The sequence below is a fragment of the Pandoraea sp. genome (assembly GCF_041919235.1).
Taxonomy (GTDB): Bacteria; Pseudomonadota; Gammaproteobacteria; order Burkholderiales; family Burkholderiaceae; genus Pandoraea.
Window position 1 is genome coordinate 199,213 of sequence record NZ_JAYRUC010000003.1, and the last position, 19,389, is coordinate 218,601.

Annotated in this window: 16 protein-coding genes and 1 tRNA gene; 15 read left to right on the forward strand and 2 right to left on the reverse strand. The window is 63.4% G+C overall.

Translation table 11 applies throughout. The features are described from left to right. Positions 1 to 222 precede the first annotated feature (222 nt). Positions 223 to 750 (forward strand): peptidylprolyl isomerase, encoded by a 528-nt coding sequence (locus tag ACE3UG_RS03740; protein WP_374619822.1) that lies wholly within the window; start codon positions 223 to 225, stop codon positions 748 to 750. A 172-nt stretch (positions 751 to 922) separates the two neighbouring features. Here ACE3UG_RS03740 and ACE3UG_RS03745 read toward each other — a convergent pair whose 3' ends face one another. Beyond that, entirely contained in the window at positions 923 to 2,314 is a 1,392-nt protein-coding gene (locus tag ACE3UG_RS03745; protein WP_374619825.1) for a hypothetical protein, read from the reverse strand. An 11-nt stretch (positions 2,315 to 2,325) separates the two neighbouring features. Next, positions 2,326 to 5,034, reverse strand: coding sequence for a DNA mismatch repair protein MutS (mutS, locus tag ACE3UG_RS03750; protein WP_374619828.1), 2,709 nt, complete (start codon positions 5,032 to 5,034; stop codon positions 2,326 to 2,328). Between the two features lie 312 nt (positions 5,035 to 5,346). Here mutS and ACE3UG_RS03755 point away from each other — a divergent pair, with 312 nt between their 5' ends. The 14 genes from ACE3UG_RS03755 (at position 5,347) to nuoH (ending at position 19,380) form a co-directional block, all read left to right on the forward strand. Beyond that, positions 5,347 to 7,338, forward strand: a complete 1,992-nt coding sequence (locus tag ACE3UG_RS03755) for a diguanylate cyclase domain-containing protein (RefSeq protein ID WP_374619832.1) — start codon at positions 5,347 to 5,349, stop codon at positions 7,336 to 7,338. Positions 7,339 to 7,640: 302 nt separating this feature from the next. Then, entirely contained in the window at positions 7,641 to 8,012 is a 372-nt protein-coding gene (locus ACE3UG_RS03760; RefSeq protein WP_374619835.1) for a response regulator transcription factor, read from the forward strand. A 428-nt stretch (positions 8,013 to 8,440) separates the two neighbouring features. Further along, entirely contained in the window at positions 8,441 to 9,445 is a 1,005-nt protein-coding gene (locus ACE3UG_RS03765) for an NAD(P)H-quinone oxidoreductase (protein ID WP_374619838.1), read from the forward strand. Positions 9,446 to 9,662: 217 nt separating this feature from the next. Then, positions 9,663 to 10,430 (forward strand): triose-phosphate isomerase, encoded by a 768-nt coding sequence (tpiA, locus tag ACE3UG_RS03770; RefSeq protein WP_374619951.1) that lies wholly within the window; start codon positions 9,663 to 9,665, stop codon positions 10,428 to 10,430. 93 nt (positions 10,431 to 10,523) lie between these two features. Then, the gene (gene secG / locus ACE3UG_RS03775; RefSeq protein WP_374619841.1) at positions 10,524 to 10,892 is read left to right on the forward strand and encodes a preprotein translocase subunit SecG; all 369 of its coding nucleotides are present in this window, start codon (positions 10,524 to 10,526) and stop codon (positions 10,890 to 10,892) included. Positions 10,893 to 11,035: 143 nt separating this feature from the next. Continuing rightward, positions 11,036 to 11,120 (forward strand) — tRNA-Leu (locus tag ACE3UG_RS03780). A gap of 129 nt (positions 11,121 to 11,249) precedes the next feature. Continuing rightward, entirely contained in the window at positions 11,250 to 11,609 is a 360-nt protein-coding gene (locus tag ACE3UG_RS03785; protein WP_010807414.1) for an NADH-quinone oxidoreductase subunit A, read from the forward strand. Positions 11,610 to 11,657: 48 nt separating this feature from the next. Further along, positions 11,658 to 12,137: an NADH-quinone oxidoreductase subunit B family protein gene (locus ACE3UG_RS03790; protein ID WP_010807413.1), complete on the forward strand. Its 480-nt coding sequence runs from the start codon at positions 11,658 to 11,660 to the stop codon at positions 12,135 to 12,137. 12 nt (positions 12,138 to 12,149) lie between these two features. Beyond that, complete coding sequence (locus ACE3UG_RS03795) at positions 12,150 to 12,749, forward strand: NADH-quinone oxidoreductase subunit C (RefSeq protein ID WP_374619844.1); 600 nt, start codon at positions 12,150 to 12,152, stop codon at positions 12,747 to 12,749. A 9-nt stretch (positions 12,750 to 12,758) separates the two neighbouring features. Then, positions 12,759 to 14,012, forward strand: a complete 1,254-nt coding sequence (locus tag ACE3UG_RS03800) for an NADH-quinone oxidoreductase subunit D (RefSeq protein ID WP_374619847.1) — start codon at positions 12,759 to 12,761, stop codon at positions 14,010 to 14,012. Positions 14,013 to 14,183: 171 nt separating this feature from the next. Continuing rightward, on the forward strand, positions 14,184 to 14,684 hold the full coding sequence (gene nuoE, locus ACE3UG_RS03805; RefSeq protein ID WP_374619849.1) for an NADH-quinone oxidoreductase subunit NuoE: 501 nt from the start codon (positions 14,184 to 14,186) through the stop codon (positions 14,682 to 14,684). Further along, positions 14,681 to 15,973, forward strand: a complete 1,293-nt coding sequence (gene nuoF, locus ACE3UG_RS03810) for an NADH-quinone oxidoreductase subunit NuoF (RefSeq protein WP_374619852.1) — start codon at positions 14,681 to 14,683, stop codon at positions 15,971 to 15,973. The genes nuoE and nuoF overlap by 4 nt, the downstream gene beginning before the upstream one ends. Positions 15,974 to 16,002: 29 nt before the next feature. Next, a complete protein-coding gene (gene nuoG, locus ACE3UG_RS03815; RefSeq protein WP_374619855.1) occupies positions 16,003 to 18,315 on the forward strand; it encodes an NADH-quinone oxidoreductase subunit NuoG in 2,313 nt (770 codons plus the stop codon). Next, positions 18,316 to 19,380 carry an NADH-quinone oxidoreductase subunit NuoH gene (gene nuoH, locus ACE3UG_RS03820; protein ID WP_374619858.1) on the forward strand — a complete coding sequence of 355 codons (1,065 nt, stop codon included), beginning with the start codon at positions 18,316 to 18,318 and terminating at the stop codon, positions 19,378 to 19,380. Positions 19,381 to 19,389: the final 9 nt, after the last annotated feature.

Sequence of the window (19,389 nt, forward strand, 5' to 3'; positions counted from 1 at the left end):
TGACGGCAAAAGTCGGGATGACATGTGCGGCCTCCCGATAGCAGCCTTGCGCGAAACCGTGCAAAGTGGCGCAAGCGGCACGAAGCGGCACGAAGCGATTGCAGGCGGCGCGATGCGAACGCGTTCGGTGCTCGTTCGTTCGCCTTGATATGGCGTCGTGCCGCTTTCGGGGCGCTGTCATGCGGCTGCGCGTATAATGCGGGCTGTTTTTCGGAGAGTTTGATGAAGATCGAAAAGAATACCGTCGTCTCGGTGACTTACAAGTTGTCGGACGCTCAGGGCAACCTGATCGAGGAAAGTGGCGCCGAGCCGATGGTTTATCTGCACGGCGGCTATGATGGCACGTTCCCCAAGATCGAGGAAGCGCTCGATGGTCAGGACGTGGGCTATCAGACGCAGCTTCAACTGGAACCGGCCGACGCGTTCGGCGACTACGATCCCGAGATGGTCAAGGTCGAAGAGCGTGGCCGTTTCCCCGAGCCGCTCGAAGTCGGCATGCAGTTCGAAGGCACGCCGGAAGATGGCGACGAAGAGGCTGACGCGCTGATCTACACGGTGACGGACGTGGCTGAAGACAAGGTCGTGCTCGATGGCAATCACCCGCTCGCGGGCATGGCGCTGCGTTTCGACCTGACGGTGGCCGACGTGCGCCAGGCGACCGAGGAAGAGATCGAGCACCAGCATGCGCACGGCGCATCGGGGCTTGAAGTCGTCGACGAAGACGAAGACGACGCACCCACGCTGCACTGACGCTGCGGCGTCACCCCGCCGCCCCACCATCGCGCCACCTCGTGGCAAGGCGGGCGGCGCACAGCGTGCGGGCCGCCACAAGACATTCGCCGAGCCGGCGCATTGCGTAACGCGATGCGCCGGACTCGGCGTTTGCGCTTTAAAGATCACACTTGGCCCTACGTGATCGTGCTCAGTCGCGGTGCGTGGCCGCGCGCGCAGCGGCGTTCGGGCGCAGCGCGGGTCCGATGGGCATGACTCCCTGGTTGGGATCGGAGGCCTCGGAATCGGCACTGTTCGGTGAGCCCGACGACGAGTAGAGCGCTGAATATGGCGCGGCGTAGGGCATGACACCCGAGGCCGAAGCGGCTGCGCTGGCAGCGCTTGCACTCGACGCGGCGTTCGGTGCGCCAGCCGGCACGGGCGCTGTGCTGGCGTTGCGTTGTCCGCCCGGCGCGGCAGCGCTATTGGACGGCAACAACTCGCTCTCGAAATGAAACAGTTGTGGCGTGCGTGGATCGACGCGTACGCGTACCCATCGATTCGCCGTCGGCGAACCGTAGGTGCTCAGTTGCGTGAACGTGCTTACCAGCGTGCCCCGGGCGTCTCGCAGCGGTTGTGTGCGATGCATCGTCTTGCCGCTGTCGATGAGCAGGATCGGCGCCTTGAATCGGCTCGCAAGCCGTTGCAATTGCGTACGAAAATCCTGGTAACCGTCCACGCCGTGCCGTTTGGTGCGATTCGAGAAAATACCTCTCAGTCCTGCGCCACGCTCCGCTTCGAACACCGGGTCTGCCTGGGCGACGATCACCATGCCGATTGCGTCCTTTTGCTGCGCGTAGACGAGTGCATGTTGCAGCCAGACACGCGTTGCAATGACCCGATCCTCGAACTCGCCGTTACGGCCACCGGCCGAGCGGTAATTGTTGTTGTTGCCCGGAATGTTCAGGCCGACGAACACCACGCCGCCATAGAACCAACGTACATTTTCGTGATACTGGCGAAAGCGCGCCATGTCGCTCTGACGGGTGAGATCGAAGTGTGCGTAGCCCACGGGGCCCGGCCCGAGCAGTGCGTCGTCGTCGAACGCGTGATCGCGCAGGAAGTCGAGGCGCTCCACTGGGTTGTAACCGCCTTCGGAGGCGCGCTGACAGTCCGCCCAATCGTTCGCGCCGGGCACATAGATCAGCGGCTTGGGTGAGCTGGCGAACAGGCTCAGGCGCTGCGTGATGAGCTCGTCTCGGCACGATTCCGTGACACTTTTGAGATTGCCCGCGTGCACGACGAAAGCGGCCTGGCTATCGCCGATGCTGGCCAGCACGCTGCGCACCACGGGCATCTCGGTATTGCCGAACGGCGTGTTGCCCAGCACCGCGAATTCGAACGGCGGTGGCTTGCGCGGGCCTTTCGCCTTCGCCTTCGCTTTCGCCGCAGACTTCTGGGCCGCCGTGGCGCTTGCCGTCACGCTTGTCGGTGCGGCCGTCGTCGGTGCCGGCCCGGTCATGAGCGCGAGCGCTACCAGGCACACGGCCAGCAGACCGATGCTCGAGTGGCGAGGGGCGCGCAAGCGACGCAGACTGGACATAAGCGGTGGTGTCAGTGGGCGGAGCCGTTCAACAGGCCGCGCAGTTCGTACAGCAGGTCGAGTGCTTCACGAGGACGCAACTCGTCTGGATCGATCTGCGCCAGTCGCGCAAGTGCTGCCTCGGCCGCCGGATCAAGCGCGGCTGCACCATCCGTCGCTGCGTGAATGCCGTCCACCGTGTCGCTATCGTCGGAATTTCCGTTCACATCGCCATCGACGGCGCTTTGCGTCGGGGTTCGCGGTGCGAATAGATCGAGCTGCGGTGCCGTCGGATCGAGCGCCTGTTGTTCGAGCAACGCGAGATGCTTGCGCGCGGCGCGAATCACCGGCATCGGAACCCCGGCAAGTTGCGCGACCTGCAAACCGTAGCTCTGGCTCGCGGGGCCATCCTGCACCGCGTGCAGGAACACGATCCCTTCACCGTGCTCCACCGCCGAGAGATGCACGTTCGCGCATTGCGGAAATTCGTCGGGGAGTTGCGTCAACTCGAAATAGTGCGTGGCGAACAATGTGTAGCAGCGATTGTGACCGAGTAGATGCCGTGCAATGGCCCATGCCAGCGCGAGGCCGTCGAAGGTCGACGTGCCGCGTCCGATCTCGTCCATCAGCACGAGGCTTTGATCGGTGGCCGTGTGCAGAATTGCGGCCGACTCGGTCATCTCGACCATGAATGTCGAGCGCCCGCCGGCAAGGTCGTCCGATGCGCCGATGCGCGTGAAGATCGCGTCGAGCGGCCCGAGGCGCACGGCTTCGGCGGGCACGTAGCAGCCCACGTAGGCGAGCAGCGCGATGAGGGCCGTCTGACGCATGAACGTCGACTTACCGCCCATGTTCGGGCCGGTAATGAGCAGCAGGCGGCGCGCGTCGCCCAGCGAGCAATCGTTGGCGATGAACCGCTCCACTTGTTGCTCGACGACCGGATGGCGACCCTGGCGAATGTCGACCACGCGTTCGTCCACCAGGTCGGGCTTCACCCAACCCAGCGTTTCGGCGCGTTCGGCCAGCGCGGCGAGCACATCCAACTGGGCGAGCGCCTGCGCAATGCGTTTGAACTCGGCGATGTGCGGCAGCAGCGCTTGCAGCAACGCGTCGTACAACACCTTTTCCCGCGCAAGCGAGCGCTCCTGCGCAGACAGCGCCTTGTCTTCGAACGTCTTGAGTTCCGGGGTGATGTAGCGCTCGGCGTTCTTCAGGGTCTGGCGGCGGCGATAGTCGTCGGGTACCTTGTCCGTCTGGCCACGCGTGACTTCGATATAGAAGCCGTGCACCTTGTTGAACTCGACCCGAAGATTGTTGATGCCGGTACGCGCACGCTCTCGCGCCTCCAGGTCGACGAGAAACTGGCCGCAGTTCTCCGAAATGTCGCGCAACTCGTCGAGATCGGCGTCGTGACCGCGCGCAATGACGCCACCGTCGCGCAGCATCGCCGCCGGCTCTTCGGCGACGGCGCCGAGCAGTGCGAGCGCCGCCTCGGGAATTGCGAGGTCGTCGTGCAACATGGCCAGCAGCGGCGAACGCGCCTCGACGGCGCGCAGCGTGGTGTGCAGTTCGGGCAGGCGGCGCAATGCGTCGCGCAGACTCGACAAGTCGCGCGGACGCGCCGTGAGCAACGCCAGGCGCGCCGTAATGCGCTCGACGTCTGCCACGTTTCGCAATTCGCTGTGCAGCGCACGCCACACACCCGGGCCTTCGAGCAGTGTTGCGATCGCCAGTTGCCGCGACTGCGGCACCTGCTGGTCGCGCATCGGATGATGCAGCCAGTGGCGCATCAGACGGCTTCCCATCGTCGTGCCGCAGGTATCGAGCAGGGAGAGCAGCGTGGGCGATTCGGTGCCGCGCAGCGTCTCGGTCAGTTCCAGATTGCGCCGCGTGGCCGCGTCGAGACCAATATAGGCCGCTTCCCGCTCCACGTTCAGACTTTGCACATGACGCAAGGACTGGCCCTGCGTGGCGGCTGCGTATTGCAGCAGCGCACCGGCCGCGCCCAGCGCCGGGCTCAGGCCGTCGCAGCCGAAGGCCGTCAGGCTCGCAACGCCCAGTTGATCGCGCAGGCGCTGTGTGCCGGCGGCCGTATCGAAATGCCAATCGGGCACGCGCGTCGTGGTGCCCAGCGAGAAATCCTTGAAGGCATCGACGTCACTGTCCGGCACGAGCGTCTCGGCCGGCCGAATGCGCTCAAGCTCGCGCGGCAGTTTGTCGGCAGCCACTTCCATCAGGCGCAGCTCTCCGCTGGCGAGCGACAGCCAGGCGAGTCCGGCAATGCGTTCGCGCGCACGGCGCGCCTCGGGCATTTGCACGGCGAGCAGATACTGGTCGACCTTGTCGCTGAGCAGCGCGGCGTCGGTGAGCGTGCCGGGCGTGACGATGCGCACGACCTTGCGCTCGACCGGACCTTTGGCGGTGGCCGGGTCGCCGATCTGCTCGCAGATGGCCACCGATTCGCCGAGCTTGACCAGTTTGCCGAGGTACTGCTCCACGGCGTGATGCGGCACGCCTGCCATGCGGATTGGTTGGCCACCGGATTGGCCGCGTGCCGTGAGCGTCAGGTCGAGCAGGCGCGCCGCCTTGGCAGCGTCGTCATGGAACAGCTCGTAGAAATCGCCCATGCGATAGAAGACGAGCATGTTCGGATGCTCGGCCTTGATGCGCGTGTATTGGGCCATCATCGGCGTCATGGGGGCGTGGGCGGTGGGTGTGGCTTGGGCTTGGGTGCTCGTCATGAATTCAGTCGGGTCGGGCGAGTCGGGTCACGAGGGGGTGCGGCGACTTGCGCCGACCCGGCGCGGTATCGCGGGCGCTTCGGCGTGGCGCGGGTCGTTTCGCACCCTCGTGGCGCTTTGGATGCGCAATTTTACGACGGGTTCGACGTTCGTCGTTAGCCGCCGACCGGCAACGTCGCATGCGCGTGTCGATGCGCCGGTTACGCGAAGGCTGCGAATCTTGCTCAAGTTTCCCGAAAATATGCCGTTCCGGAGGGTAAGGTCTCGCAAAAATACCCAAAAGCAGCACAAGCTACTCTCGCACGGGCCAGTATGGTGAAGTCGTTGAAAGGACGGGTCGCGGCCACGACGGCGCTCGTCTCGATGATATTGATCGTCGGCGTGGCCGTCGGTATCGAGTTCTTCGTCTACGGCGAATTGCGAAGCTCGCTGCAAGCGCAACTGGACACGCAGGTCAAGCTCGTGGCCGAACAGCTTGACGACAAGATGCGCGGGAAGTTTCTCGCGTTGCATCGCATGGCGCGCCACATCGGCGCTCCGGCGGCGATGACGAGTGCGCAGTTCGACGCCTTCGCGAATCTGTCGGTGTCGATGCCGGAGACCTTCAATACCCTTTTTGTGGCAGGGCCCGATGGCCGCATGCTCTACGACTCCACGTTTCCGGCCACGGCCATCGACATTGCCGACCGCGCCTATTTCCGGCAATTGCTCGCGGGGGCGCCTCAGGCCGTGTCGGGGCTGATTGCGGGCAGGATCACGCGTTCGCCGGGCATTGTGCTCGCTGTACCTGTCGTGGACGCGCAAGGCAAGGTGATCGCCGTGATCGGCGGCGCGGTCAATCTGCTGCGGCAAAATTTCATGGTCGACCTGGCAAGCAACGCCATCGGCGAGACCGGCCGCTACTGCGTGACGACCAACGAGCATCCCCCGCGCTACGTCATTCAGGCGGACGTGACCAAGATTCTCGCCCCCGTCGGGGCCGTGCAGACGTTGTGCGGTGTGCGAGTTCCCGGCGCGAAAGAGATTTTGCCGATGCATCCCCTGGTGGCGCGCGCGACCATGGCCACGACGGGCTGGTCGGTCGTGGCGGTGATGCCGGGCGCTGAAGCGTTCGATCCGCTCGCGCGCGTGCGCCGTCGCGTGATCCTGCTCGCGATGGCGGCGATCGGCGTTGCGGCATTCGCCATGTGGTGGATGGCGCGGCGCATGTTGCGTCCACTCGATACGATGCGAGACCTCGTGCTGCGCAGCGCCGGAGATATGCGCGCCGTCCAATCGCTGCCCGTGCAGCGGGCCGACGAGATCGGCGCGCTTGCGAACGCATTCCGCGACATGATGGAGCAACTGGGCGATCGCACCGAGGCGCTCGAGATGTCGCGCGAGGCGGCGCGCGCGCACGTACGCCGTATGCAGGAGATTGCCGACCGTGTGCCCTATCTGGTGGCGTTTCTCGACGGCGACGAGCGTTTTGCGTTTGTGAATCGGGCCTGTGAAATGCGGTTGCGTCGTCCGCGCGAGCACATTCTTGGCGCGACGGTGCGCGAGTTGCTCGGGGCGTCGCTCTATCGCGAATTCGCGCCGCATCTCGCGCGGGCGTTCGCAGGAGAGGCCGCCACTTTCGTCTGGGATTTTGGCGAAGACGCGGCGTTTCGCTGCTTCGAAGTGAGCTATCAGCCGGAATGGGCGACACCCAACGTGCTCGCCGGCGTTCACATGTTCGTGCGCGATATCACGATCGAGCGCTCGAACGAGCGGCGCTGGCGGCGGGAATCGCATACCGACCATCTGACGGGACTGCTCAATCGCAAGGGCTTCGATCAGGCGCTGGCCGCCGCAGTACGCCGCGCGCGCGAAGGGGCTGGTGCGCAGGCGCTGCTGTTCGTCGATCTGGATCGCTTCAAGCGGGTCAACGATACCTGGGGACACGCGCTGGGCGACGAGCTATTGGGACGTCTGGCCAAACGGCTCGTCGCGAGTGTGCGCGAAGGCGACGCGCTCGCGCGCTTCGGTGGCGACGAGTTCGCCGTCATCATGCGTGACGTCCGGGATGTGCGCGACGTTGAGCGCACGGCGAGGTCGATTCTCGATGCGGCATCGCGCCCCATGGTGCTGTCCGTCGCAGAGGTGACCGTGGGCGCATGCGTCGGCGTGGCGATGGTGGCATGCGCGGAGGACAAGACCCCGGCCATGCTGTTCGAGGCGGCGGATCGGGCGTTGTACGAGGCGAAGCATGGCGGACGCGGACGCTTCGTGCTTGGCGACGGCGCTGGCGCTGGCGATGGCGATGGCGTGCGCGCAGTGTAAGCGGGTACTCACCGGGGCAGTGCGATGGCGCGGGCACGCCGCGTCGTGTCGGTCGGCGTCGACGTTTGTCCTGAGTGCGGCCGCGCGCACATTCATTGGGCACATTCAAAGGGTACATTCCGGGCGCACATTGAGAGGTCATTAGGCGCGGCCAATCGGACGCGCGACGGCGATCAGCTTCGCTGAAGTTACGAGCGTGAATGAACTGACGCACAATAGGCCAGCCCACCGTTCGCCTTGCAGCGAGGCAGGCGGCTCGGGCATGGGGAAGTCCTTCGCAGTCATTGACAAGGGAGGCAGGCATGAAACTCGAAGGCGGACGAAGCCGGGCGGCCACGCGGGCGGCTTCCGACGCAGGGGGGCGCGAGCCGGACACGCGCCGAAAGCCACCGCAGGCATCGCATCGGGGGCCGCGTTCGCGGCGCCACACCGATGTGCGCGACGACGGCGAGAGGCATCTGGGCCTGTCGATTCGCGAGAACGAAGTGTTTCACATGCTGATCGACGGCCTGGCCGTCAACGAGGTCGCCCACGCGATGCACTTGAGCGAGCGGACGATCGCATCGCACGTCGCACAAATCCTGCACAAACTCGCGCTTGGCGATCGCGCGGAGCTGACCGGCTACGCCATACGGCACGGGCTGATCGACGAAGGGGCGGAAGGCGTCGCCTGATGGTCCTCGCGGCGATGACGGGGCGCCGATTTGCCCGTAGCGGCCGGCGCCCCGCTTTTGGGGGTAACCAGGTGCGTCGCGCGAAGTTTTCACGACCCGACACGACCGCACCCGTCGAGTCGCCCGAATACGACGGGCAACGGTGTCCCTGCACGTGTTCCGAGTCGTTCGGCGTGGACAGGAATGGCCTCGATGGGTCCCGAATAATCTTCATTGCACCCGAATGCGGCGCAGTTCCGCATCGACGCCCGGCGCGATCGCGCCGTCAGTGATAAGGTACCGGCTCGACACAATTTTCAAGGCGGGTTCGTGTCATTGCGCGTGCGCGGATTTCGCCGGCACGGCAGCGGCATGGCCGTCGCGCCCCTAATGAGACGGGCCGCCCGCGTTCGCGCGGGACGTCGCCCCGAAAACCGAGGACAGACAAGATGCAGGCGATCGAGATTACCCAATTCGGTGCACCGGAGGTGCTCAAGCTTACCGAACGGCCGCGCCCCGAACTCAAGCCGGGCGAAGTGCTCATCAAGGTGACGGCGTCGGGCGTGAACCGTCCCGATGTGCTTCAGCGCATCGGGCAATACCCGGTGCCCCCGGGGGCGTCGGATCTGCCCGGGCTCGAAGTGGCGGGCGAGATCGTCGACGGCGTGCTCGATGGCGCGGATAACCGCTGGGGCCTGAAGCTCGGCTCGCGCGTATGTGCGCTCGTGCAGGGCGGTGGCTATGCCGAGTACTGCGCCGCGCCGCTTGCGCAGGTGCTGCCGGTGCCGCAAGGCCTGTCGGATGTCGAGGCGGCGTCACTGCCGGAAACATTCTTCACGGTGTGGAGCAATGTGTTCGATCGCGCCCACCTCGGTGAGACCGAATCGGGCGAGAAGGAAACACTGCTGGTGCAGGGCGGCACGAGCGGTATCGGCGTGACGGCGATCCAGCTCGGCGTGGCGCTCGGCCATCGCGTCTTTGCGACCGCCGGTTCCGACGAGAAGGCGCGCGCGTGCGAAGCACTCGGCGCGGAGCGCGGCATCAACTACAAGACCGAAGATTTCGTCGCCGTGACGAAATCGCTGACCCAGGATCGTGGCGTGGACGTCGTGCTCGACATGGTCGGCGGCGACTATCTGCCGCGCGAAGTGCAGGCGCTGGCATTCGACGGTCGCATTGCGGTCATCGCGCTGCTCGGCGGGAGCAAGGCGACGCTCGATATGGGCGCGCTGCTGCGCCGACGCCTGACGGTGACCGGTTCGACCCTGCGCCCGCGTTCCGTCGCGTTCAAGGCGGCAATTGCGCAGAACCTGCATGAGAAGGTCTGGCCGTTGTTCGCCGCAGGCAAGATCCGCCCGGTCATTTATCAGACGTTCCCGGCCGCGCAAGCGGACAAAGCCCACGCTTTGATGGAAACGAGCACGCACGTCGGCAAGATCGTGCTGACCTGGTAAGTAGGCTGGTAAGTAGGCTGGTAAGTAGACTGGCAAGCAGGCTGACGCCGATTGACGGGGTGAATCCGCGCGAAATTCCTATTTTGTGCGGATTCCCGTGTCCGGGACCCGTCGAAATTGACCCCCATGGCCCGGACGCACTAGAATGAGAGGTTTTTCGTCCATACGCATTGGGGGATAAGGCGTGACAATCGGTACTGCAGCTTCGGCTCGCACCCTGGGTCGCAAGGCTGGCAAGCTCGTCGTGGGGAATTGGAAACTGCACGGCAGCGTGGCCGGCAATGAGGCGTTGCTGGGCGACCTGCTGGCGTCGCCCGTGTTGAGTGCGCCGGGCGTCACTGCGGCGGTATGCGTGCCGTTCCCCTACCTCGCTCAATGCCAGTCCCGCCTCTCGGGGCAGGTGCTGGGTTACGGTGCGCAGGATGTGTCGGCGCAGGTGAGCGGTGCTTTCACGGGCGAAGTCGCGGCGCCGATGATTGCCGAGTTCGGTGCGCAGTTCGTGATCGTGGGGCACTCGGAGCGACGCACCTACCACGGCGAGACCGACGCCAGCGTCGCGGCGAAAACGTTGCGCGTGCTCGATGCCGGCATGACCCCGATCGTGTGCGTTGGCGAGACGCTCGCCGAGCGCGAAGCCGGCGAGACGACGGCGGTCGTGGCGCGTCAGCTCGGGGCGGTGCTTGCGGCGCTGACGGTGGAGCAGGCGGCGCATGTGGTCGTCGCTTACGAGCCGGTCTGGGCGATCGGCACGGGCAAGACGGCAACGTCGGCCGAGGCGCAGGCAGTGCATGCACATCTGCGGTCGCTATTGCGCGCGAAAGGCGAGGCGCTCACGGATGTGGCGGTGTTGTACGGCGGCAGTGTGAAGCCGGATAACGCGGCCGAGCTGTTTTCGATGGCGGATGTCGATGGTGGATTGATCGGCGGTGCGGCATTGAAAGCGGCCGATTTTCTGGCGATTTGCGAGGCGGGTTTGTCGCGCTGACGCCGATGCCGTTCGTCGTAACGGCATGAAATAGTCATGATGCAGTGCACCAAAAATGCACGGCAAATCAGATTCTTCTATACGGGTGATGAGATGGGGTTGTTGAAAACGTTGTTGATCGTGGTGCAGGTGCTTTCCGCGCTGGGCATCATCGGTCTGGTGTTGCTCCAGCACGGCAAAGGCGCCGACATGGGCGCTGCATTCGGTAGCGGTTCGTCGGGGAGTCTCTTCGGCGCGTCGGGGTCGGCGAACTTCCTCTCGCGCACGACGGCGGTGTTGGCGGCCGTGTTCTTCGTGACGACGCTGGGGCTCACGTATCTCGGCTCGTACAAGCCGGCGACAAACATCGGTGTCCTTGGTAATTTGCCGGCTGCGACTTCGCCGGCAACGGCGTCGGCGCCGGGTGCGGCGAGCGTTGCATTGCCGGCTTCGGCGGCCAATCCGCAAGACGTGCCGAAGTAGTTTCGGGGCGGGGTTGTGACAAGTAATAAACTGTAAGGAAGATCGAAAAAAAATCGATTTGTGCGTTGAACAAAATGCCGAAGAGCGCTAATATAGCGGTCTTGAAGCGATTCGTAAGTGACAGCGGATTGCAGAATATGAATGCCGACGTGGTGAAATTGGTAGACACGCTATCTTGAGGGGGTAGTGGCGAAAGCTGTGCGAGTTCGAGTCTCGCCGTCGGCACCACAGTTCTCCGATGCCAGCCTTGCGTTTATGCTTTGGCTGGCATTTTATTTTGTGCTCACCGTTCATCCGCTTTCTGGTCCCCATAACATCGACGAGAGCGGTTTTTGGACTAACCAAAAGAGGGTAGAGTTGAACCTCGGAACCTATTATCCCGTCCTGCTGTTTCTCCTGGTAGGTGGCGGTCTTGGGGCGGTACTGATTGGGGTTGGTAAATTCCTCGGCCCCAATAAACCCGACAGCGAAAAACTCTCTCCGTACGAGTGCGGCTTCGAGGCATTCGAAGACGCGCGCATGAAGTTCGATGTGCGCTACTATCTCGTCGCCATCCTTTTCATCCTGTTCGATCTCGAGACGGCGTTCCTGTTTCCGTGGGGCGTCGCGCTGCGCGATATCGGCTGGGTGGGCTTTATCTCCATGATGGGTTTCCTGCTTGAACTGCTCGTCGGATTCGTGTTCCTGTGGAAGCGCGGTGCGCTTGACTGGGAATAAGGCCGTCATCGTCTTGGGCAGCATTGCAGAAGGATTCAGGGTAAGCATATGAGCATCGAAGGGGTTTTGCGCGAAGGGTTCGTCACCACCACGGCTGACAAACTCATCAACTGGACGCGCACGGGTTCGCTGTGGCCGATGACATTCGGCCTCGCCTGCTGTGCCGTCGAAATGATGCACGCCGGCGCGGCGCGTTACGATCTGGACCGGTTTGGGGTGGTGTTTCGCCCGAGCCCGCGTCAGTCGGACGTGATGATCGTGGCCGGTACGCTGTGCAACAAGATGGCGCCCGCACTGCGCAAGGTGTACGACCAGATGGCCGAGCCGCGCTGGGTGATCTCGATGGGGTCGTGCGCCAACGGTGGCGGCTACTATCATTATTCCTACTCGGTGGTGCGCGGTTGCGATCGCATCGTGCCGGTCGACGTCTACGTGCCGGGCTGTCCGCCGACGGCCGAGGCGCTCGTCTACGGCATCATCCAGTTGCAGTCGAAGATCAAGCGGACTGCGACGATCGCGCGTAAATAACCGCTCCCGCCCATGGCCAAACTAGAACAACTCAAGACCACCCTGCAAAACGTGCTTGGCCCCCGTGCCGAGCAGTTGGTGGAAGCCCTCGACGAGCTGACGCTGACCGTCAAGGCAAGCGACTATCTCGAGGTAGCGCGCACGTTGCGCGATCATCCCGAGCTGAAGTTCGAGCAACTGATGGACGTGGCTGGCCTGGACTACTCGGCCTACGGCGACGGTGCCTACGACGGCCCGCGTTACGCGGCTGTTTCGCATCTGCTCTCGCTCACCCACAACTGGCGTCTGCGTGTGCGCGTGTTCGCACCGGACGACGATCTGCCGGTTGTGGCGTCGCTGATCGATCTGTGGAGTTCGGCCAACTGGTTCGAGCGCGAAGCCTTCGATCTGGTTGGTATCGTGTTCGAGGGTCACCCGGATCTGCGCCGTATTCTGACGGACTACGGTTTCATCGGTCACCCGTTCCGCAAGGACTTCCCGACATCGGGTTATGTCGAGATGCGTTACGACCCGGAGCAGAAGCGAGTGATCTATCAGCCGGTGACGATCGAGCCGCGCGAAATCACGCCGCGCATCATCCGCGAAACGCATTACGCCGGTCTGAAACATTAAGGTGGCCTTGTGGCAGACATCAAGAACTACACTCTGAACTTCGGTCCGCAGCACCCGGCAGCGCACGGCGTGCTGCGCCTGGTGCTCGAGCTGGACGGCGAAGTGATCCAGCGTGCCGATCCGCATATCGGCCTGTTGCACCGTGCGACCGAGAAGCTCGCCGAGTCGAAGACGTTCCTGCAATCCGTGCCGTATATGGATCGTCTGGACTACGTCTCGATGATGTGCAACGAGCACGCCTATGTGATGGCGATCGAGAAGCTGCTCGGCGTCGACGTGCCGATTCGCGCACAATACATTCGTGTGATGTTCGACGAAATCACGCGGATTCTGAATCACCTGATGTGGATCGGCTCGCACGCACTCGATGTGGGCGCGATGGCGGTGTTCCTGTACGCCTTCCGTGAGCGCGAAGACCTGTTCGACGTGTACGAAGCCGTCTCGGGTGCACGCATGCACGCGGCTTACTATCGTCCGGGCGGCGTGTATCGCGACCTGCCGGACGCGATGCCGAAGTATCGTGCGTCGAAGATGCACAACGAACGCGCGATCAAGAAGATGAACGAAGCACGCGAAGGCTCGCTGCTCGACTTCATCGAGGACTTCACCGACCGCTTCCCGAAATGTGTCGACGAGTACGAAACGCTGCTCACCGACAACCGTATCTGGAAGCAACGCCTGGTGGGCATTGGCGTGGTATCGCCGGAGCGTGCCATGCAGCTTGGCTTCTCGGGCGCGATGCTGCGCGGTTCGGGCATTGCCTGGGATCTGCGCAAGAAGCAGCCGTACGAAGTGTACGACCGCCTCGAGTTTGACATTCCGGTGGGTAAGGAAGGCGACTGTTACGATCGTTACCTGGTACGCGTGGCAGAAATGCGCCAGTCGGTCGGCCTGATCCGCCAGTGCGTGAAGTGGCTGCGTGCCAATGAAGGTCCGGTGATTACGGACAATCACAAGGTCGCACCGCCATCGCGAGTGGAAATGAAGTCGAACATGGAAGAGCTGATTCACCACTTCAAGCTCTTCACCGAAGGCTTCCATGTGCCCGCTGGCGAGACGTATGCCGCTATCGAGCATCCGAAGGGCGAGTTCGGCATCTATCTGGTGTCGGACGGTGCAAACAAGCCGTATCGTCTGAAGATTCGTGCGCCGGGCTTTGCCCATCTTTCTGCGCTCGATGAGATGGCCAAGGGTCACATGATTGCAGATGCTGTCGCGATCATCGGTACCCAGGACATCGTGTTCGGTGAGATTGATCGCTAAACGCGCAGCGGGCGCCTCTGGCGCCCGCAAGTTTTAATTCGGCAGGGTTTCGCAGGTCGATGCCATTGCCGTTCCAGTTGCCGTGCCGGTGAGTCACGGGTGGCCGAGATGATCGGCTCGCCCGTGCTGGCGCGAGCGGGGATAACGTTTTAAAGAACCGTCGGATCGGAAATGCTTTCTCCCGAAGCCCTGAAGAAAATCGACCGTGCCGTTGCCAAATACCCTGCCGATCAGAAACAGTCGGCGGTGATGCACGCCCTTGCCGTAGCGCAGGTCGAGAAAGGCTGGTTGTCGCCCGAAGTGATGCAATTCGTGGCGGACTACCTCGAGATGCCCGCAGTCGCGGTGCAAGAGGTCGCAACCTTCTACACCATGTTCAACACAAGCCCGGTGGGCAAGTTCAAGTTGACCGTGTGCACGAACCTGCCTTGCCAACTCACGCGTGGCGAAGAGATGGCCAAGTACCTGAAGGAGAAGCTGGGTGTCGACTACAACGACATCACGCCAGATGGTCTCTTCACGGTCAAGGAAGGCGAGTGCATGGGCGCTTGTGGCGACGCGCCCGTCATGCTGGTGAATAACCACCGCATGTGCGGCTTCATGAACGAGGAAAAGGTCGACGCGCTCATCGATGAGCTCAAGGCCAAGGGCGCTGCGGGAGAGAAAGCATGACGTCGCTGCACAACCGTCACATCAAGCCGCTGATTCTCGCCGACCTCGATGGGCAGAACTGGCACCTCGAAGATTACGTCAAGCGCGGTGGTTACCAGCAGCTCACCCGTATTCTGAAAGAGGGCCTCACGCCGGAGCAGGTCATTGCCGACGTCAAGGCGTCGGGTCTGCGTGGCCGTGGGGGGGCTGGCTTCCCGACCGGCCTGAAGTGGAGCTTCATGCCGCGTGCGTTCCCCGGGCAGAAGTATCTCGTCTGCAACTCTGACGAAGGCGAACCGGGCACGTTCAAGGATCGCGACATCCTGCGCTACAACCCGCACTCGCTGATCGAGGGCATGGCCATTGGCGGTTACGCCATGGGCATCACCGTCGGTTACAACTACATTCACGGCGAGATCTACGAAGTGTACGAACGCTTCGAAGAGGCGCTAGAGGAAGCGCGCGCTGCCGGTTTTCTGGGCGACAACATTCTCGGCACGGACTTTTCGTTCCAGTTGCACGGCCACCATGGCTATGGCGCGTACATCTGCGGCGAAGAGACTGCGCTGCTTGAATCGCTTGAAGGCAAGAAAGGCCAGCCGCGCTTCAAGCCGCCGTTCCCGGCGAGCTTCGGTCTGTACGGCAAGCCCACGACCATCAACAACACCGAGACGTTCGCCGCCGTCCCGTTCCTGCTGGCCATGGGCCCGCAGCAGTATCTTGAAATGGGCAAGCCGAACAACGGCGGCACCAAGATCTTCTCGGTGTCGGGCGATGTCGAGCTGCCGGGCAACTACGAAGTACCGCTGGGTACGCCGTTCCCCGAATTGCTGGAACTTGCCGGCGGCATGCGCGGCGGCAAGAAGCTCAAGGCCGTGATTCCGGGCGGCTCGTCGGCGCCGGTGGTGCCGGCCGGGCTGATGATGGAAACCACGATGGACTATGACAGCATCGCCAAGGCTGGATCGATGCTGGGTTCGGGCGCGGTGATCGTGATGGACGAGACACGCTGCATGGTGCGCTCGCTGCTGCGCCTGTCGTACTTCTATTACGAAGAGTCGTGCGGTCAGTGCACGCCGTGCCGTGAAGGTACCGGCTGGCTGTGGCGCGTGGTCAATCGTATCGAGCACGGTGAAGGCCGCAAGGAAGATCTGGACCTGCTCAACTCGGTGGCCGAGAACATCATGGGCCGTACCATTTGCGCGCTGGGCGACGCCGCAGCGATGCCGGTGCGCGGCATGCTCAAACACTTCTGGGACGAGTTCGCCTACCACGTCGAGCACAAGCATTGCTTGGTCGGCGCTCACTAATCCCTTTTGACGCTTGGCATTGAACCGCTATGGTTGAAATCGAAATTGACGGCCAAAAGGTCGAGGTGCCCGAAGGCAGCATGGTGATCCAGGCTGCCAAGAAGAACGGCACCTATATTCCCCACTTCTGCTACCACAAGAAGCTCTCCATCGCTGCGAACTGCCGCATGTGTCTGGTCGAGGTCGAGAAGGCCCCGAAGGCGGTGCCGGCGTGTGCAACGCCAGTGGCCAACGGCATGATCGTGCGAACCAACTCCGAGAAGGCTGTGAAGGCACAGCAATCGGTGATGGAATTCCTGCTGATCAACCACCCGCTCGATTGCCCGATCTGCGATCAGGGCGGCGAGTGCCAACTGCAGGACTTGGCCGTGGGTTACGGCAAGTCGGCATCGCGCTATCAGGAAGAGAAGCGCGTGGTGTTCCACAAGAACGTGGGGCCGCTCATCTCGATGGAAGAGATGTCGCGATGCATTCACTGCACCCGCTGCGTGCGCTTCGGTCAGGAAGTGGCCGGCGTCATGGAGTTCGGCATGCTGGGGCGCGGCGAGCATTCGGAAATCACGTCGTTCGTCGGCAAGACGGTCGACTCCGAACTCTCGGGCAACATGATCGATCTGTGCCCGGTCGGCGCGCTGACGTCGAAGCCGTTCCGCTACAGCGCCCGCACTTGGGAACTGTCGCGCCGCAAGTCGGTAAGCCCTCACGACGGCGTGGGCGCGAACCTCGTGGTGCAGGTGAAGAACAACAAGGTCATGCGCGTTGTGCCGCTCGAGAATGAGGCGGTCAACGAGTGCTGGATCTCGGACAAGGATCGTTTCTCGTACGAAGGCCTGAACAGCGACGACCGTCTCACCAAGCCGATGCTCAAGCAAGGCGGTGAGTGGCATGAAGTCGACTGGCAGACCGCGCTCGAGTATGTCGGTCACGGTCTGACGGACATCATCCGCGACTTCGGCGCCGACGCCGTCGCTGCGCTGGCTTCGCCGCACGCCACGATCGAAGAACTGCATCTGCTGCAGAAGTTCGTGCGCGCACTGGGGAGCGATAACGTCGACTTCCGTCTGCGTCAGACGGATGTGTCGGGTGGGTCGCAGGGCGCGCCTTGGCTCGGCCTGCCTATCGCTGAACTCGACAAGCTGCAAAGCGCGCTCGTCGTCGGCTCGTTCCTGCGCAAGGATCATCCGCTGTTCGCTTCGCGTCTGCGCTCCGCCGTGAAGGCAGGCGGCCAACTGAGCGTGCTGCACGGCTCGGACGACGATCTGCTGGTCAAGCTCGCGAACAAGATCATTGCGGCACCGAGTGCCTGGGTGAGCGAACTGGCCGGGATCGCCGTGGCCGCCGCGGCTGCCAAGGGCGTTGCCGCCCCGGCGGCGCTGGCCGGAGTGAGCGCCAGCGATACCGCCAAGGCCATCGCCGCTTCGCTGGTGAGCGGCGAGCGTCGCGCCATTCTGCTGGGTAACGCCGCTGCGCAGCATCCGCAGTTCGCACAACTGCATGCCATCGCGCAAGTGATCGCCGACATCTCCGGCGCAACGCTGGGCTTCCTGACCGAAGGCGCCAACACGGTGGGCGGCTACGCGGTGAAGGCCACGAACGCGAAGGGCGCGGCGGCACTGTTCGCACAACCGCGTCAGGCTTATCTGCTGCTCAATGCCGAGCCGGAATACGATTCGGCCGACGCGAAGCAAGCCCTCGCGGCGTTGAACGCCGCGAAGATGGTCGTCTCGCTCTCGCCGTTCAAGCACGGCCTCGAATACGCGGACGTGCTGCTGCCGATCGCCCCGTTCACGGAGACCGCCGGCACGTTCGTCAACGCTGAAGGGTTGCCGCAACACTTCAATGGTGTGGTGCGCGCGTTGGGTGAAACGCGTCCGGGCTGGAAGGTGCTGCGCGTGCTGGGCAATCTGCTCAAGCTGCAGGGCTTCGAGCAGGACACGGCCGAGCAGGTGCGCGACGAAGCGCTCGCCGGATTCTCGGCCGCGTTGCTCGACAACCGCGCCACGGCCACGCTGGCCGCACCGAAGGCCGCGGGGCAGGGCCTGGAGCGTCTGGCCGACGTGCCGATCTACGCCGCCGATGCGCTGGTGCGCCGTGCCCCGTCGCTGCAACTGACCAACGACGCCAAGGCTTCGCTGCGCGCCACGTTGCCGGCTGCGCTGTTCGATCGCCTGGGCCTTGCCGCTGGCGACGCCGTGCGTGTGCGTCAAGGCGACGCCGTGGTCACGCTGCCGGCCGCTCGCTCGGAAACGCTGCCTGCCAATGTGGTGCGTGTGCCGGCCGCCACGTCGGCGTCCGCCGCGCTTGGCGCGATGTTCGGTGAAATTTCGGTGGAGAAGGCGTAAATGAGCCTGAACGAAGTCATCAATCAATACGGCACGCAACTGCTGGGCGTGGCCTGGCCGACCGTGTGGGCGCTGGTCCGCATTCTGGTCGTGGCCGTGATCCTGCTGCTGTGCGTGGCGTACCTGATTCTGTGGGAGCGTAAGCTCATCGGCTGGATGCACGTGCGTCTGGGTCCGAACCGCGTGGGTCCCGGTGGTCTGCTCCAGCCGATCGCCGACGTGTTGAAGCTGCTGCTCAAGGAAGTCATTACGCCGTCGCAAGTCAGCAAGGGCATTTACGCGATCGCGCCGGTGATGGCCGTGCTGCCGGCCTTCGCGATCTGGGCGGTGATCCCGTTCCAGCCCGGCGCGGTGCTGGCCGACGTGAATGCCGGTCTGCTCTACGCCATCGCGATTTCGTCGATCGGGGTGTACGGCGTGATTCTCGCCGGCTGGGCGTCGAACTCGAAATATGCTTTCCTCGGTGCCATGCGTGCCTCGGCCCAGATGATTTCGTATGAAATCGCCATGGGCTTCGCGCTGGTCACGGTGCTCATGACCGCCGGCTCGCTCAACCTGTCGGACATCGTGCGCTCGCAAGAGCACGGCATGTTCGCGGGCATGGGTTTCAACCTGCTGTCGTGGAACTGGCTGCCGCTGCTGCCGATGTTCGTCGTCTACTTCATTTCCGGTATTGCGGAAACGAACCGCCACCCGTTCGACGTGGTGGAAGGCGAATCGGAAATCGTGGCCGGTCACATGATCGAGTACTCGGGCATGGGCTTCGCGCTCTTTTTCCTGGCCGAGTACATCAACATGATCATCATCTCGGCGCTGGCCTCGGTGCTGTTCCTGGGGGGCTGGAGTGCGCCGTTCGGCTTCCTGTCGTTCATCCCCGGGGTGTTCTGGCTGGCGTTCAAGGTGTTCCTGCTGCTGTCGGTGTTCATCTGGGTGCGTGCGACGTTCCCGCGCTACCGCTACGACCAGATCATGCGTCTGGGCTGGAAGGTGTTCCTGCCGCTGACGATCGTCTGGGTGATCGTGGTGGGTTTCTGGATCATGTCCCCCTGGAACATCTGGGGCTGAGGCGAACGG